We start from the raw sequence: 15,577 nt of genomic DNA, 5'->3' as shown, positions 1-15,577 counted from the left end.
GGGAACAGCCTCAGATCAAACTCCGGGGATGCAGCCAAGGATGCCCGGATATTGCGTAGAGGGACGTCCTCCATGGCCCTGGAGAGGTGGCTGGCGCCCGCAAGGCAGCCTTGTCGGGGGGGGCAGTCCGTCCGCCGCTGCGGACCGGTGCGCTGGACGGTGTGCTGTCGTCAGGCGATGGGGCGGTTGGAAGGTCTTTTCACGGAGAGTTGCCGAGCTTCGCTGCGATTCACTATGCCTTCCCGGTGTCATTAGTCGTGATGAGCCAGACACGTTATGACGCGTTATCGGACGAGTTGCGAGTTCAGCTCGATAAGGCGGCACTATCCATTCAGGTTTCAAATCCCATGAGAAGCGTGTCATGAGCAACCCGATCAAGCATATCGTCATCGTGGGCGGCGGCACCGCGGGCTGGATGGCCGCCTCGTACCTCGTCCGGGCGCTCCAACAGCAGGCGAACATTACGCTCATCGAGTCTGCGGCGATCCCCCGGATCGGCGTGGGCGAGGCGACCATCCCGAGTTTGCAGAAGGTGTTCTTCGACTTCCTCGGGATACCTGAGCGGGAGTGGATGCCCCAGGTGAACGGCGCGTTCAAGGCCGCCATCAAGTTCGTGAACTGGAGGAAGTCTCCCGACCGCTCGCGCGGCGATCACTTCTACCATTTGTTCGGCAGCGTGCCGAACTGTGACGGCGTGCCGCTTACCCACTACTGGCTGCGCAAGCGCGAACAGGGCTTCCAGCAGCCGATGGAGTACGCCTGCTACCCGCAGCCCGGGGCGCTCGACGACAAGCTGGCGCCGTGCCTGCCCGACGGCACCCGCCAGATGTCCCACGCGTGGCACTTCGACGCGCACCTGGTGGCCGACTTCCTGAAGCGCTGGGCGATCGAACGCGGGGTGAAACAGATGGTCGACGAGGTCGTGGAGGTTCGCCTGAACGACCGCGGCTACATCTCCAGCCTGTCCACCAAGGAGGGGCGGACGCTGGAGGCGGACCTGTTCATCGACTGCTCCGGCATGCGGGGGCTCCTGATCAACCAGGCCCTGAAGGAGCCCTTCATCGACATGTCCGACTACCTGCTGTGCGACAGCGCGGTCGCCAGCGCCGTGCCCAACGCCGATGCGCGCGTGGGGGTCGAGCCGTACACCTCCGCGATCGCCATGAATTCGGGGTGGACCTGGAAGATTCCGATGCTGGGCCGGTTCGGCAGCGGCTACGTCTTCTCGAGCAAGTTCACCTCGCGCGACCAGGCCACCGCCGATTTCCTCAACCTCTGGGGCCTCTCGGACAAGCAACCGCTCAACCAGATCAAGTTCCGGGTCGGGCGCAACGGGCGGGCGTGGGTCAACAACTGCGTCGCGATCGGGCTGTCGTCGTGCTTTCTGGAGCCCCTGGAATCGACGGGAATCTACTTCATCTACGCGGCGCTTTACCAGCTCGTGAAGCACTTTCCCGATACCTCGTTCGACCCGCGGTTGGCCGACGCATTCAACGCCGAGATCGTCCACATGTTCGACGACTGCCGGGATTTCGTCCAGGCGCACTATTTCACCACGTCGCGCGACGACACGCCGTTCTGGCTCGCGAACCGGCACGACCTGCGGCTCTCGGACGCCATCAAGGAGAAGGTTCAGCGCTACAAGGCGGGGCTGCCGCTGACCACCACGTCGTTCGACGATTCCACGTACTACGAAACGTTCGACTACGAATTCAAGAACTTCTGGTTGAACGGAAACTACTACTGCATCTTTGCCGGCTTGGGCATGCTGCCCGACCGGTCGCTGCCGCTCTTGCGGCACCGACCGGAGTCGATCGATAAGGCCGAGGCGATGTTCGCCCGCATCCGGCGCGAGGCCGAGCGTCTGCGGACGAGCCTGCCGACGAACTACGACTACCTGCGGTCACTGCGTGAGGGCGACGCGGGGCGGTCTCGCAGCCAGCCCGGGCCGACGCTCGCGGCGCCGGAAATCCTGTAGTGGAGCGCACCCTGGACCGGGTATGCAAATTCGCGGCCACGCACGCCGCGGTGGCGGCCTGCGATTCGCTGCAGGCGCGCTCGCTCGTTCTGCAGCTGCCGGGCCTGAACCGTAAAAAGGATGTGCCCGGCATCGTTGGCCTGTTGCGCGAGTTCCTCCCGGCGCGTGGCGTGCCCTCCGGCTGGGGCTTCGTCGAGGCCGCCGCCGCGATGCGGGACATCGGGTTTTTCCTGGGGTCGCTCAAGCGGCACGGACACGAGCCCGCGGACGTGGTGCCCGGGCTCGAGCCGGTGCTGCTCGACTTGGCGCGCGCGACCGACCTGCCGCCGCGCGAGACGCTCCTGCATGTGACGGTCTGGAACCCCGCGGCGGCCGACGCGCAGCGGAGCTACACCGGGCTGCGCGACGAAGCGCACCTGCTCGAGAGCGTGCGCATCTCGATGGCGGCCCTCGAGGCGGCCATCGCGGTGACCGTCGAGCTCTACGACGTGCCCCTGCGGTCGCCCGCGTTCGCGCAAGGGTGCGACGAGCTGGCGGCCTGTCTTCATAAAATGGTCGAATCGATCGTTTACGCCTACCGTTTCATCTCGGTGCAGGTCTTCTACGACGAGCTCCGCCCCTTCTACGAACCGATTCGAGTCGGGGGCCAGAGCTACCTCGGCCCCGGTGCCGTGGAAATGCCCCTCTTCGTGCTGGAGCACGTGCTGTGGGGTTCGCAATCGGACCACCAAGGTTATCGAGAATTCAAAGAGACGTACCTGCCCTACGTGCTTCCCGCGTTCAGGGCGGTCTACGCCCGGTTCGCCGGGGGGCCAGCGCTCGTCGACCGCGCGCTCGGCGAGGCGCAAGCGGCCGGCGCGCGGGGCGAGCACGTCGGCGCCGGGCTGGCTGCCCTCGACCGGGTCTTCGAGGTCCTGCTGCGCTTCCGGGCGCCTCACCTCAAATTGGCGGAGCGGGCGTACGAAGTCGGGCGAAGCGGCCCCACGATCGGCAGCGGGGGGTACGCGCCCAGCATGCTCGGCGATCTACTCACGCTCACGCGTGCCGCGCGGTCCCGCCTTCGCGCCGCGCTCGACGAGCCCTGACACCTGACGCTTGACGCGTGCGGCCATGTGTTCCATCTCACAAGGAGAGTGTGCCCCCATGACTCAGAAGAGCCCCGCGAACGGGCGCGACAACAACCACTTCGACGTGATCATCCTCGGCTCGGGCATGTCCGGCACCCAGATGGGGGCCATCCTGGCCAACCAACAGTTTCGCGTGCTGATCATCGAGGAGTCGTCGCACCCGCGGTTCACGATCGGCGAATCGTCGATCCCCGAGACGTCTCTCATGAACCGCATCATCGCCGATCGCTACGGCATTCCGGAGCTCGACCGCATCACGTCGTTCTACTCGACGCAGCGTTACGTCGCGTCGAGCACGGGCATCAAGCGCAACTTCGGCTTCGTGTTCCACAAGCCCGGCCAGGAGCACGACCCGAAGGAATTCACGCAGTGCGTGATTCCCGAGCTGCCGTGGGGTCCGGAGAGCCATTATTACCGGCAAGACGTTGACGCCTACCTGTTGCAGGCCGCCATCAAATACGGCTGCACGGTCCGCCAGAAGACGAACGTGACCGAATACCACGCCGACAAGGACGGCGTCGCGGTGACCACCGCCCAGGGCGAACGGTTCACCGGCCGGTACATGATCGACTGCGGAGGCCCCCGCGCGCCGCTCGCGACCAAGTTCAAGCTCCGTGAAGAGCCGTGTCGCTTCAAGACGCACTCACGCAGCCTCTACACGCACATGCTCGGGGTCAAGCCGTTCGATGACATCTTCAAGGTCAAGGGGCAGCGCTGGCGCTGGCACGAGGGGACCTTGCACCACATGTTCGCGGGCGGCTGGCTCTGGGTGATTCCGTTCAACAACCACCCGCGGTCGACCAACAACCTGGTGAGCGTCGGCCTGCAGCTCGACCCGCGTATCTACCCGAAAACGGACATCTCCGCGCAGCAGGAATTCGACGAGTTCCTCGCGCGGTTCCCGAGCATCGGGGCGCAGTTCCGGGACGCCGTGCCGGTGCGCGACTGGGTCAAGACCGACCGCCTGCAATTCTCGTCGAGCGCCTGCGTCGGCGACCGCTACTGCCTGATGCTGCACGCGAACGGGTTCATTGACCCGCTCTTCTCCCGGGGGCTCGAGAACACCGCGGTGACCATCCACGCGCTCGCGGCGCGCCTCATCAAGGCGCTGCGCGACGACGACTTCTCCCCCGAGCGCTTCGAGTACATCGAGCGCCTGCAGCAGAAGCTTTTGGACCACAACGACGACTTCGTCAGCTGCTGCTACACGGCGTTCTCGGACTTCCGCCTGTGGGACGCGTTTCACAGGCTGTGGGCGGTCGGCACGATCCTCGGGCAGTTCCGGATCGTGCAAGCCCACGCGAGGTTCCGCGCATCGCGCGACGAGGGCGACCTCGATCACCTCGACAACAACCCCCCGTACCTCGGGTACCTGTGCGCGGACATGGAGGGGTACTACCAGTTGTTCAACGACGCCAAAGCCGAGGTCGAGGCCGTGAGCGCCGGGCGCAAACCGGCCGAGGAGGCCGCGGCACGGATTCACGCCCTCATCGACGAACGAGACTTCGCCAGGCCGATGTTCGGCTTCGGGTACTGCATCACCGGGGCCAAGCCGCAGCTCAACAACTCGAAGTACAGCCTACTGCCGGCGATGAAGCTGCTGCACTGGACGCAAACCAGCGCGCCGGCAGAGGTGAAAAAGTACTTCGACTACAACCCGATGTTCGCGCTGCTCAGGGCGTACATCACGACCCGCATCGGCCTCGCGCTGAAGTAGTCGGCCGACAACGACACGAAAACGATGAACGACGTTCAATTGGATCAAGCGGGCACCAAGGAGCATGCCCCGGGGGCGTACGACGCGACCACGCGCGTGGCCGCGAGCTGGTACGTCGCGATGCGCTCGGACGACCTCAAGGACAAGCCGACGGAGTTGACGCTCTTCGGCCGTCCGTGCGTGGCGTGGCGCGGCGCGACCGGGCGGGCCGTGGTGATGGACCGCCACTGCTCGCACCTCGGCGCGAACCTGGCCGACGGGCGGGTCAAGGACGGGTGCATCCAGTGCCCGTTTCACCACTGGCGGTACGACGAGCACGGCCAGTGCGTTCACATCCCCGGCCACAGCCAGGCGGTGCGCCAGCTGGAGCCCGTCCCGCGCGGCGCGCGCCAGCCGACGTTGGTCACCGCTGAGCGATACGGCTATGTGTGGGTCTGGTACGGCTCCCCGCAGCCGCTGCATCCGCTGCCTGAAATCGCCGCGGCCGACGTCGACAACGGCGACTTCATGCACCTGCACATCGCGTTCGAGACGACGACTGCGGTCTTGCGGATCGTCGAGAACTTTTACGACGCGCAGCACGCGACCCCCGTGCACGCGCTCCCGATCTCGGCCTTCGAGCTCAAGATCTTCGACGATTGGCGCCAGTGGCCGGAGGTCGAGTCGCTGGCCCGGGCGGGCGCGTGGTTCGGTGCCGGGATTGACTTCACCGTGAACCGCTACTTCGGGCCCCTCGGCATGCTGTCGCGCGCGTTCGGCCTGAACATGTCGCAGATGAACCTGCACTTCGACGGCTACCCCGGCGGGTGCGTCATGACCGTCGCGCTGGACGGAGACGTCAAATACAAGCTGCTCCAGTGCGTGACGCCGGTGAGCGACGGCAAAAACGTCATGCACATGCTCATCTCGATCAAGAAGGTGGGCGGCGTCCTGCGCCGCGCGACCGACTTCGTGCTGTTCGGGTTGCAGACCAGACAGGCCGCGGGGTACGACGTCAAAATCTGGAACGGGATGAAGCCGGACGGCGGCGGCGCGTACAGCAGGTACGACAAGCTCGTGCTCAAGTACCGCGCGTTCTACCGGGGCTGGGTCGACCGCGTCGCCGAGGCAACCGCTCGACCGGGCCGCCGCGAGTGAGCGGCGATGCGTGAGTCGGCGGCTCTAGCAGGCTGTTGAAAAGCGCCTTGTTTTGACGATCGGGGCACTGTTTAAAAGGGTTTCGTATGCGATTGGCCGCTGAGTTGCCGATGGATCGTGCCGGATGCCCCGCTTGCGAGCGGGCCGGCCGGCGCGTTGCCGCGCAACGGCTGCGCTTGGGCGGCTCATCGCATTGCCCCTTGGGCACCGCTGCCAGTATTCGAGCCATTCGAGTCAGGTTGCTCGCCAGCATCGTCAGCTTGAAGTGCTGGTCGACTCGCGTGATGCCGCGATACGCGGTCTGTCGAATCCTGTCGACGCTCTTGCCCCAGCCGAAGTGCTCTTCGATGCGCTTGCGAATCACTTGGCTAATGCCATAGCCGACGTGCCGAGAGGTGCGGCCGTCGATCGCGCTGCCGCCTTGATGCGCGTCGTTGCGCGCGACGTGTGGCGTCACCTTACGCGCTCGGCAGTCGCGCATGTCGTAAGCCTTGTCGGCGCCGAGCGTCTTGGCGTGACGACCCGGCACGCAGTCGAGCAGGCGCAATGCACTCGCGCGTTCGCCGAAACCGTCGGCGTGGCTGGCCCATGCCTGGATCAGCGTGCCATCCACCGAGAAGTGTTCTCTGGAGAGCAGCCCTTGCTTGTCGGCCAAACTCATGACTTCGGTAAAGAACGTTTCGAGATCATGAACACGATATCTCTAACGCACCGCCCACAGCGCTCGTTTACACCGTATCCAATTTCAACAGCCTGATAGAGCCGAGTGCGTGCGCGGAATTTCGTGTGGGCCGCAGTCGCGCGCGACATGAAGTCTTGCGGCGAAGGTGCGTCAAAAGACGAATCGCGGACAAGGTGAGGTGTCGCGCCGCGCACGTGAAGAACCGCGCGTCGCCGCACGATTCGCGAATCCGCGACATGCGCAGCGGATCGCCGATCCTTTGCGCGACCGTGCAACGAACGAGCGCCGATTCGTTCGGCCACTCCCGCTTGTCGAGCACGTGCACCCGGCAGATCCGAACGGTCTTCGCACGGATAACGCCACGCGCTTGCCGCCCCGGCGGCGTTCACGGCGGATCGCCGATCCGATGCGCGACCGCGTAGCGAACGAGCGCCGATTCGTTCGGCAGCTCCAGCTTGTCGAGCACGTGCGCCTTGTAGATCCGGACGGTCTTCGCGCTGATCCCGAGCGCCTGCGCGATCTCGACGGGCGTGTCGCCGGACGCGAGATGGCGGAACACTTCGAATTCGCGTTTCGACAAGCGCTCGTGCGGCGGCGCGCCCGACGGCGAATGCAGGTTCCCCGCGAGTTGCTCGGCGACGCGCATGCTCACGTACACGCCGCCCGACGCGATCTTGTGAAGCGCGGCGATCAGCTCGTCGCAGCCGCTTTGCTTCGTCAGATAGCCCGACGCGCCCGCCTGAAACACGTCGGCCGCGTGCCGCTGGTTGGCGCGCGCGGTCATCACCAGAATGCGTATCGACGGCGCGGCCTGACGAATGCGACGCATCAGGTCGACGCATTCCCGGCCGAGCGTGTCTTGATCGAGCAGCGCGACGTCGGCGCGGCCTTGTTTGACGAGCTCGAACGCGGACGCCGCGTCGCCCGCTTCCCCGTCGATCGCGAAGTCGCCCGATTTTTCGAGAATATGTCGCAAGCCGTCGCGCAGCACGGCGTGACGGTCCACCACCAACAGCCTGATCATCGGCGAAGCCTCGTAGCGCGAACCTGTTTATGGCCTTCGTGTCCCGGTGGTCGACGGGTACGCCGCCGTGCGTCGCGACGGCGCGCGAACGCATGCGGCGATCCGGCCGAACTCCGGACGCTTGTTCCCCGGACCGTTGCGTCGCGCCGGGCGGCGATCGGCGATCGCCGGGCCCGGTCACGCGCGTCGCGACTGGTCGCCACGGCTTGAAAGAATCGAGGCCGCCGCTTCGCGCAAGCCGCGCGGCGGCGACGATGCCCGGCCGCGCGCGCGATGCGACGCACGCCGCTCGGGGTGTTGTTCACGTCATCGGGATCGTCGCCCGCCGGGCGGCGGACGCGTGGCCGTCGCGAGCGCCACGTTTCAATCTTATGCCGGCATGCTTACGCATTCCTGATCGTTGCGCACGCAATCGCATCGGTGAAATCGCGGATGACGTTACGCCGCGCGGCTTTGCGGATTGGTCATACCGTACGACGACTGGGCGCGTGCGCGACGGAGGTTCGAGCGCCGGCCGTTTCCGATTCGATGCGATCGGCCTCGGGCGAAGAAGCGCGCGATGCGCATTCGATGGCGATCCTCGCGAGCCGCTGCGCGGCGCATCGTTTGCCGAGCGCAGGCGACCCGGCGATCCGATTGCGCGCACCGCGTGCGAGCGAACGACGGTCGACACGTTTCGGGCCGCCCGAAAACGAATCGCTAATGAAGCGCTTACGCCCGATCCGATCGCGGCGGCCCCCGGCGAAAGGCGTCACGGGCTCGCGTGTCTTCCTGGCGCAGGATGCGACACGTGCGCGCACGCGAGCCCGGGTCGGAACGGGGAAAACGTTTTCGAAACGCTCGCGTTTCGCATCGGCGCATCCGCGCGAATTGCCGAACCGCGGCGCATCTTCGCGCGCTCGGCGATCGAATCCGCAGTGGAATCGGAAAATTCCTACAGCCCGGCGCGCGGACGCTGTGTGCTTATCTCGTAATTGCCGATTTTCTTTCGCCGTCTCGACTTGCACAGTGCGATGGAACGCAGTTTCGATCGCGGACGAAGCGAGAGCGGAGCGGCCGAGGCGGGCCGACGTCGCTCGATGCCGGAGACATGACCATGTTGACGCCCCATGAATTCTCAACGCTGTTGTGCATTGCGCGTTCGCCCCAGGACGTCGACGAGGCGGACCCGGAATTCGTTTCTCTCGTCGAAATGGGCCTCGCGATGACGGCGGTCCGAGGGCAGCCGATCGTGCCGGGTTCGCTGCTGACGTCGCGCGGCCGCGAATTGCTCGAGCGGATCGTGTGCGTGAAGGCGGCGGCCGTGCAGAGGGTTTGAGCGGGGCCGTTCGATTCCGGCGCATGCGACGTAGACGCATGGCCGGATGACGGTTGCAGCGCACGACGGCGGCGCCGGCCGATCGACGAACGTTGCCGTTGTCGACGGGCGCAAAGCGCTGCGGCGCGATTTCGTGCGCGATCTCTCGCGCGATGCCGCGCATTCGCGTTCGCGTCGCGCGTTGACGCAACTCAAGTCCGTTCGCCGCGCGAAGGCGCACGCTGATCATCGGCGCAGCGCGCGTTTGGCCGTGTGAAGAACGGCCCGCGCGCGGTGCGATTCGCGCGGCGCGCGACGCCAGGCCATGCGGCATCGGGCGAACGAAGCGAGCCGACACGCGCCGCGCGATGCGCGCGCCGTCTGCGATCATTGAACGGGCGACAAGCATGGAACACCCGCACCGCCTCTCCGACAACGCGGCGCGTCTGCTCGCGTTGATCGACGCATTGCTCGCCGAGCTGTACGGCGAGCGCAACGGTCATCGTCGCGCGACGCTCGACGCGCAGTTCGAGCGCGATCTCGGCTTCGACAGCCTGACGCGCGCGGAGCTGTTCGACCGGATCGAGCGCGCGTTCGGCGTGCGCTTGCCCGTCGACGTGTTTGCGTCCGCGGCGACGCCCGCCGACGTCGCGCGCGCGCTCGCCGACGCGCACGCGCAACCGCAAGCCGCGCCGGAAGAGGACGCGCAGCCGCCGCCGGCCGCCGCTGCCGCCGCATGGCCCGTCGAAGCCGATACGCTGATCGACGTGTTGCGCTGGCACGCCGAGCGACATCCCGATCGCGTCCACCTGCGGCTGCTCGAAGACGGCCTGAGCGCGACGCCGCTCACCTACGGCGAACTGCACCGGCGCGCGTCGGATCTGGCGAGCGGCTTGCGCGAGCGCGGCATCGATCCGGGCGACACGGTCGCGCTGATGTTGCCGACGGGGCTCGACTATTTCGTCGCGTTCGCCGCGATCCTGTATTGCGGCGCGATTCCGGTGCCGATCTATCCGCCCGCGAGTCTCGCGCAGCTCGACGAGCACGTCGTGCGTCACGTGCCGATTCTCGAGAATGCGCAGATCAAGGCGTTGATTGCGTTTCGCCAGGCCGTCTCGGTCGCGCAGCTTCTGAAGCTTCGCGTGAGCACGCTGCAGCACGTGTTCACGCCCGGGCAGATCGAAGGCCGCGAGCGGCTGCCGCCGTTTCGCGCGGCAGCGAGCGATATCGCGCTGCTTCAGTACACGTCGGGCAGCACCGGCACGCCGAAGGGCGTGATGCTCAGTCATGCGAATCTGCTCGCGAACATCCGCGCGATGGGCGAGCGGATGCGGGTCGACGCGACCGACGTGCTCGTGAGCTGGCTGCCGCTCTATCACGACATGGGGTTGATCGGCGCGTGGCTCGCGCCGCTTTATTTCGGCATCCCGGCGATCGTGATGTCGCCCGTCGCGTTCCTCGCGCGCCCGGCGCTCTGGCTGCGCGCGATCTCGCGATATCGCGGCACGATCACCGCCGCGCCGAACTTCGCTTACGAGCGTTGCGCGCGTCATCTCGCCGCGCTCGAGCCGACCGAATTCGATCTGTCGTCGCTGCGCTTCGCGTGCTGCGGGGCCGAGCCCGTCCACGCCGACACGCTGCGTGCGTTCGCCGCGCGCTTCGCGTCGTGCGGCTTCGACGCGCGCGCGCTGACGCCCGTCTACGGTCTCGCGGAAAACACGCTCGGATTGACGTTTCCGCCTCCCGCGCGCGGGCTGCGCGTCGATCGGATCGCGCGCGAGCCGCTCAACGCGGGCGGCCGCGCGGTGCCCGAGTCGGGCGGCGCGAACGCGCTCGACGTGCCGAGCTGCGGCTATCCGCTCGACGGCACCGAGCTGCGGATCGTCGACGACGACGAGCGCGAGCTTGCGCAGCGGCAGGTCGGGCGCATCGAGTTTCGCGGCACGTCGGCGACGCGCGGCTACTATCGCAATCCCGCGCAGACCGCGCGCCTGTTCCGCGACGCATGGCGCGATACCGGCGATCTCGGCTATGTCGCCGACGGCGAACTGTACGTCACCGGGCGCGTGAAGGACATGATCATTCGCGGCGGCCGGCATTTCTTCCCGTACGAACTCGAAGAGGCGATCGAGCGGCTGCCGGGCGTCGTGACGGGCGGCGTCGCGGTGTGCGGCGGCGCCGATCCCGTCAGCGGCACCGAGCGCGTCGTGATTCTCGTGGAAAGCGAAGCGACCGATGACGCCGCGTGCGAGCGGCTGCGAACGAGCGTCAACGACGTGACGGCCGCGCTCTGGGGCGCGCCCGCCGAGCAGGTGAGCATCGTCGCGCCGCACGGCATCCTGAAGACGCCGAGCGGCAAGATCCGCCATGCCGCGACGCTCGCGCAGTTCGAGCGCCACGCCGGACGGCTGCCGCAAGCGAGCGCGTCGTGGCGGCAGCTCGCCGATCTGGCGGCGGGCAGCGTCGCGCCGTTCTGCGGGCGCGCGTGGCGGCGCGCGGCGCGGGCGCTTCGCGGGCTGTACTGCTGGTGGCTCGTCGCGCTGCTCGCGCCCGCGCTATGGGCGCTCGTCGCGTATCGGAAGGATCTTCAGGACAACTGGCAGCTCGCGGCGTATGCGTGCCGCACGTTCCTGCGTTTCGCCGACGTGCGCACGAACCTGATCGCCGATCCCGACGCGCTTGCGGCCGGGCCGTCGATCGTCGTCGCGAATCATACGAGCTACCTGGATGTCGTCGCGTTGCTCGCGCTGCTGCCGTATCCGGCGCACTTCGTCGCGAAGCGCGAGCTCGCGGCGCGGCCGTTCGTCGGGCGCTTCCTGCGCGCGCTCGGCACGCGCTTCGTCGAGCGGCGCGAGTACGGCCGCAGCGTCGAGGACGAAGCGCGGCTCGTCGCGCAGGCGGCCGCCGACGAAACGCTGCTGTTCTTCCCGGAGGGCACGTTCACGCGCGCGGCGGGGCTCGCCGCGTTCCGCCTCGGCGCGTTTCGCGCGGCGTGCGCCGCGCGGCGGCCGGTGGTGCCCGTCGTCGTGAGCGGCGCGCGCGCCGTGTTGCGCGACGGCGAATGGGCGCCGCGCCGCGGCGAGATCACCGTGACGATGCTCGCGCCGATCCTGCCGGACGGCGAGGACTTCGGCGCGATGGCGCGGCTTCGCGATCGCGCGCGCGGGGCGATTCTCGCGCACTGCGGCGAGCCCGACTTGCGCGACGACCGCGCTCAGCGCGCGGCGTTCGCGTCCGTCGCGTAATACGCGCGGCATTGCGCTTCGCGTCCGCGCACCACGCGCTTGCCGATCAGCGCGCCGCGCGTCTCGGTGACGACGGTGCGCTGATGCTCGTCGTGATCGCTGTCGTAAAAGTACAGGATCACCCAGTCCACGGTGCGGCCGAGTTCGTGCGCGCGGCCGGTGTTCGAATAGAGCGCGGTGAAGTGCCAGTCGTCGCGCGTCGCGTGCAGCACGGGCAGCCACGCTTCTTGACGCGGGTTCAGCCGTTTCGGCGCGATCTTCGGCAGCGCGCCGGCCGCGGCCTTCTCGCGATAGAGCCGGTCGACATCGAGCAGCACGGAGACGGAAGGCTCCAGTGCGGGCGTCGCGCGGCGCACGAGCGCCTGCCGGCCGCGCCGGCGGCTCAGCAGACTCTCGAGCGCCGCGCGGATGCCCGCGATCCGTCGCGGGCCGAGCCCTTCGACGGTCGCGAGGCGGCCGTCGCGCACGGCGAGCTCGAGATCCTCGAGCGTGTCGATGTGGAGCGCCTCGTGGATGCGCTCGGCGAGCGCGCGGCCGACGCCCGGCACCATCTGGAACGACAGCGTCGGACTGGCCGAGCCGCGCAGGCGGTCGAGCTGGCGCCAGCGGTCGGTGATCAGCATCTCGGCGATCGCGCGCGCGATGCCGAGGCCGATGTGGGGCAGGGCGTCGAGCGCGTCGATGCCGCCCGCGTCGAACAACTCGCGGACGTCGCGATCGAGGCTCGCGACCGTCTCGGCGGCCGACCGGTACGCGCCGGCCCGATACGGATTGGCGCCCTGCGTTTCGAGGAGCTCCGCCGCCTCGAGCAGTCGGTCCGCGATGTGCCGGTTGTCCGTCGCGGCGGTGGGTGGGGCAGTCTGCATCGTTCGAAGGCGGTGGGTTGCGCGGCGGGGCCGGGCCCGCATCGGCGGGCGGCGCGAGCGTTCGTCGCGCGGCCCGATCGAGCGGCATGGTTTCGGCGCGCGCGGCGTGCCGCGTGCGCCGAGCGGTCCGACGAAAGCGCGGGGAGCGCGGTCGGGGCGCAGGCGGCGGGGCGAATCAGGCGGCGCCGTGCCTGTGCCCGCGCGCGTACCTGCACGCGTATCGCTTCACGCCGCGATCGGTCGGCTCTCCAGAAAATTCTCACGGAACGAATGCTCGGGAAATTGACGCGCGTCAATGGTGTGTGATCCGAGCGCGCACGGCATGCGGCGCGAGGTTGGCAGGATTCGTGGCGCGCGTCGTCGCGCGATGCGACGCACGCACGATGGAAGCGATTCCGCGGCGCGACGCCGCGCGCCGTTTGCGGATACACGTGTTCGCCGCGCTTGGCGGCGGCCGGAACGGCGGAGACCATCGTGGATGGCCGACGACGTGCGCGGCCGCTGGTAAGATACCGCCCGATCCTGTCCCACCGCCGAGAGCCCGCCGCCCGATGAAGCCCGCCGTCAAGCGTTCGACGAAGCCAGCCGACGCCGCTCGCGCCGCGGCGAAAGCGCGCGCGCCGCAGCGGCTCACGTACGTCATCGGCAATCTCGACCGGCTGCTCCGCCGCCACATGACCGATGCGCTCGCGCCGCTCGGCATCACGCTCGCGCAGTACACGGCGCTGTCGGTGCTCGAGGCGCGCGGTCCGTCGTCGAATGCGAAGGTCGCCGAGCGCTCGTTCATCACGCCGCAGTCGGCGAACGAGGTGATGAGCGCGATGGCGGGCCGCGGCTGGATCATGCGCGAAGCCGATCCGAATCACGGGCGCGTGATCCTGCTGCGCGTCACGCCCGGCGGCGTCGCGATGCTGCGCGAATGCGAAGCCGCGCTGCGGCCGCTCGAAAGCCGGATGCTCGACGGCGTGCCGCACGCCGACGCCGAAGCGGCGCAGCGCTGGCTCGAGATTTTCGTGCGCAATCTGCGCGGCTGATTCGCGTCGCGCGCTTTCGTTGGCCGAATCGAGTTGCTTCGACGGCCGGAACTGTCTTGCCGCCGCGCCGCGTCGAGTTGCGTCGGGCCCCGCCGCATCGGCGAGGTTTTCCGCTGTTGGTCACGAGCTGCCGTCGCGCGCCGCTGAAGCGCGCGTCCCGGCGCTGCCGCGGCATCGTTGCGCGGCGCGACAGCGCATCGAGCGCCGATCTTCCGCTGAAAAAATCATTCAGAATCATTGCGTTGCGAGCGAGCGACTTCCCGTGCATGCAATGTCTTGTTAATTTCATACAAATTACCGAATTATTTCTTGCGATTGACCTATCGAATCTCACAAAATGGCTGCCGTCGGCCCTTTCGGGGGCGCGTCCGGTGACGGATCGGCCGCCCCCGGCCGCCGCGTTTTCTCACCATCCGCGAATCGAACCGCAGCCAAGGTAGATCCATGTCCCGTCCCGTTTTCGAGGCCGTACGATTGGACGACGTCGTATTGCAGCCGTCCCCCATCAACCCGGCCTGGGTTCTCGAAGGCAATCCCGTCGCGCGCAGCGGCCAGTGGTCGTGCAGCCCCGACTCGACGACGTCGATGTGGGTTTGGGATTGCACCGCGGGGCGCTTCAACTGGCACTTCGACTGCGACGAAACCATTCACGTGATCGAAGGCGAAGTGATCGTCACCTCGGAAGGCCAGGCGCCGCGCACGCTGCGCGCCGGCGACGCCGCGCTGTTCCACGCCGGCAGCCGAGCCGAGTGGCACGTGCCGCAGTACGTGCGCAAGCATGCGATCCTGCGCCCGCATATCCCGAAGCCGGTGCTGTTCGTGCACAAGGTCGTCCGCAGGTTGAGCAGCACGCTGCGGTGACGCTTGCGCGGCGGGCGGGCGCGCAGCGGCGCGCGCGGCTTGCGCTGCCTACTTCGCGCGCTTGGCCTTCGCTTTTTGGCCGGCCGCATTGAGCGCGATCGCGGCGCGCACGAGCGCCTTGAACGCGTCGGCGTCGGGCGCCTCGCCTTCGTGGATGTCGATCGCGCGCCGGACGTTGCCGTCGAGGCTCGAGTTGAAGAGCCCGGCCGGGTCCTCCAGCGACGCGCCCTTCGCGAAGGTCAGCTTCACGATCGACTTGTACGATTCGCCGGTGCAGATGATCCCGTCGCGCGACCAGACGGGCGTGCCCATCCACTTCCATTCCTCGGCGACGTCCGGGGCGGCGTCGCGGATCAGCTCGCGCACCCGGCTCAAGGCGTCGCCGCGCCAGTCGCCGAGCTCGGCGATCCGTTTGTCGATCAGCTCGGAAGCCGACGGGCTTTCCGTCGAATCGGTCTTCTTCATGTTCTCCTCCTGAAGACGTCGGGACTCTTGGGCGTTCGGCGCGATTTTGCGTTGCGGTCGCGGCGTTGGGCGCCTTCGTCTCGCTGCCGCGGCATGTTCGGCCGACGCGCTCTCATGGTCATCGGCGCTGTCGCCGCCCGGACG

The 15,577-nt window shown here is 67.8% G+C and carries 13 protein-coding genes and 1 pseudogene; 9 read left to right on the top strand and 5 right to left on the bottom strand.

The window, feature by feature from the left end; translation table 11 throughout:
* The first annotated feature begins 361 nt into the window (after positions 1-361).
* Genes WT60_RS28790 through WT60_RS28775 form a run of 4 tightly spaced genes read left to right on the top strand, consistent with a single transcriptional unit; the run spans position 362 to position 5,959 of the window.
* Positions 362-1,978: a tryptophan halogenase family protein gene (locus WT60_RS28790; RefSeq protein WP_060355567.1), complete on the top strand. Its 1,617-nt coding sequence runs from the start codon at positions 362-364 to the stop codon at positions 1,976-1,978.
* Positions 1,978-3,063, top strand: coding sequence for a monodechloroaminopyrrolnitrin synthase PrnB family protein (locus WT60_RS28785; protein ID WP_060355568.1), 1,086 nt, complete (start codon positions 1,978-1,980; stop codon positions 3,061-3,063). The genes WT60_RS28790 and WT60_RS28785 overlap by 1 nt, the downstream gene beginning before the upstream one ends.
* A 58-nt stretch (positions 3,064-3,121) precedes the next feature.
* On the top strand, positions 3,122-4,822 hold the full coding sequence (locus tag WT60_RS28780) for a tryptophan 7-halogenase (RefSeq protein WP_059644483.1): 1,701 nt from the start codon (positions 3,122-3,124) through the stop codon (positions 4,820-4,822).
* Between the two features lie 24 nt (positions 4,823-4,846).
* A complete protein-coding gene (locus tag WT60_RS28775; RefSeq protein ID WP_060355569.1) occupies positions 4,847-5,959 on the top strand; it encodes a Rieske 2Fe-2S domain-containing protein in 1,113 nt (370 codons plus the stop codon).
* A 199-nt stretch (positions 5,960-6,158) separates the two neighbouring features.
* On the opposite strand, the pseudogene WT60_RS28770 reads toward WT60_RS28775, so the two are convergent.
* The 3 genes and pseudogenes from WT60_RS28770 to WT60_RS28760 form a co-directional block, all read right to left on the bottom strand.
* Positions 6,159-6,650: pseudogene (locus WT60_RS28770) on the bottom strand (transposase); the annotation flags it as partial.
* Between the two features lie 37 nt (positions 6,651-6,687).
* Complete coding sequence (locus WT60_RS34825) at positions 6,688-6,966, bottom strand: hypothetical protein (protein WP_059582737.1); 279 nt, start codon at positions 6,964-6,966, stop codon at positions 6,688-6,690.
* Between the two features lie 60 nt (positions 6,967-7,026).
* Positions 7,027-7,665: a response regulator transcription factor gene (locus WT60_RS28760; RefSeq protein ID WP_038753166.1), complete on the bottom strand. Its 639-nt coding sequence runs from the start codon at positions 7,663-7,665 to the stop codon at positions 7,027-7,029.
* A 206-nt stretch (positions 7,666-7,871) separates the two neighbouring features.
* On the opposite strand from WT60_RS28760, the gene WT60_RS34060 reads away from it, so the two are divergent.
* From WT60_RS34060 to WT60_RS28740, 3 genes are all read left to right on the top strand, one after another.
* Positions 7,872-8,639, top strand: a complete 768-nt coding sequence (locus tag WT60_RS34060; RefSeq protein WP_145986900.1) for a hypothetical protein — start codon at positions 7,872-7,874, stop codon at positions 8,637-8,639.
* 122 nt (positions 8,640-8,761) lie between these two features.
* Positions 8,762-8,983: a hypothetical protein gene (locus WT60_RS28750; RefSeq protein WP_038753207.1), complete on the top strand. Its 222-nt coding sequence runs from the start codon at positions 8,762-8,764 to the stop codon at positions 8,981-8,983.
* Positions 8,984-9,369: 386 nt separating this feature from the next.
* A complete protein-coding gene (locus WT60_RS28740; RefSeq protein ID WP_060356608.1) occupies positions 9,370-12,207 on the top strand; it encodes an AMP-binding protein in 2,838 nt (945 codons plus the stop codon).
* Here the strand turns inward: WT60_RS28740 and WT60_RS28735 are convergent.
* A complete protein-coding gene (locus tag WT60_RS28735) occupies positions 12,177-13,073 on the bottom strand; it encodes a helix-hairpin-helix domain-containing protein (protein ID WP_060356607.1) in 897 nt (298 codons plus the stop codon). The genes WT60_RS28740 and WT60_RS28735 overlap by 31 nt on opposite strands.
* Positions 13,074-13,624: 551 nt before the next feature.
* On the opposite strand from WT60_RS28735, the gene WT60_RS28730 reads away from it, so the two are divergent.
* Positions 13,625-14,107, top strand: coding sequence for a MarR family transcriptional regulator (locus tag WT60_RS28730; RefSeq protein ID WP_038753175.1), 483 nt, complete (start codon positions 13,625-13,627; stop codon positions 14,105-14,107).
* Between the two features lie 444 nt (positions 14,108-14,551).
* Positions 14,552-14,968 carry a cupin domain-containing protein gene (locus WT60_RS28725; protein WP_059582721.1) on the top strand — a complete coding sequence of 139 codons (417 nt, stop codon included), beginning with the start codon at positions 14,552-14,554 and terminating at the stop codon, positions 14,966-14,968.
* A gap of 48 nt (positions 14,969-15,016) precedes the next feature.
* Here the strand turns inward: WT60_RS28725 and WT60_RS28720 are convergent, their stop codons facing one another.
* Entirely contained in the window at positions 15,017-15,433 is a 417-nt protein-coding gene (locus tag WT60_RS28720) for a DUF1801 domain-containing protein (RefSeq protein WP_038753179.1), read from the bottom strand.
* Positions 15,434-15,577 lie beyond the last annotated feature (144 nt).

This window comes from Burkholderia sp. MSMB617WGS (genome assembly GCF_001532025.2).
GTDB classification, from domain to species: Bacteria; Pseudomonadota; Gammaproteobacteria; order Burkholderiales; family Burkholderiaceae; genus Burkholderia; species Burkholderia savannae.
This window is presented reverse-complemented; position numbering and strand designations above follow the sequence as displayed.

Coding starts and splice junctions, on each gene's coding strand:
- WT60_RS28790 (WP_060355567.1), top strand. CDS start 362: ATGAGCAACCCGATCAAGCATATCGTCATCGTGGGCGGCGGCACCGCG.
- WT60_RS28780 (WP_059644483.1), top strand. CDS start 3,122: ATGACTCAGAAGAGCCCCGCGAACGGGCGCGACAACAACCACTTCGAC.
- WT60_RS28775 (WP_060355569.1), top strand. CDS start 4,847: ATGAACGACGTTCAATTGGATCAAGCGGGCACCAAGGAGCATGCCCCG.
- WT60_RS28760 (WP_038753166.1), bottom strand. CDS start 7,665: ATGATCAGGCTGTTGGTGGTGGACCGTCACGCCGTGCTGCGCGACGGC.
- WT60_RS28750 (WP_038753207.1), top strand. CDS start 8,762: ATGTTGACGCCCCATGAATTCTCAACGCTGTTGTGCATTGCGCGTTCG.
- WT60_RS28740 (WP_060356608.1), top strand. CDS start 9,370: ATGGAACACCCGCACCGCCTCTCCGACAACGCGGCGCGTCTGCTCGCG.
- WT60_RS28735 (WP_060356607.1), bottom strand. CDS start 13,073: ATGCAGACTGCCCCACCCACCGCCGCGACGGACAACCGGCACATCGCG.
- WT60_RS28730 (WP_038753175.1), top strand. CDS start 13,625: ATGAAGCCCGCCGTCAAGCGTTCGACGAAGCCAGCCGACGCCGCTCGC.
- WT60_RS28725 (WP_059582721.1), top strand. CDS start 14,552: ATGTCCCGTCCCGTTTTCGAGGCCGTACGATTGGACGACGTCGTATTG.
- WT60_RS28720 (WP_038753179.1), bottom strand. CDS start 15,433: ATGAAGAAGACCGATTCGACGGAAAGCCCGTCGGCTTCCGAGCTGATC.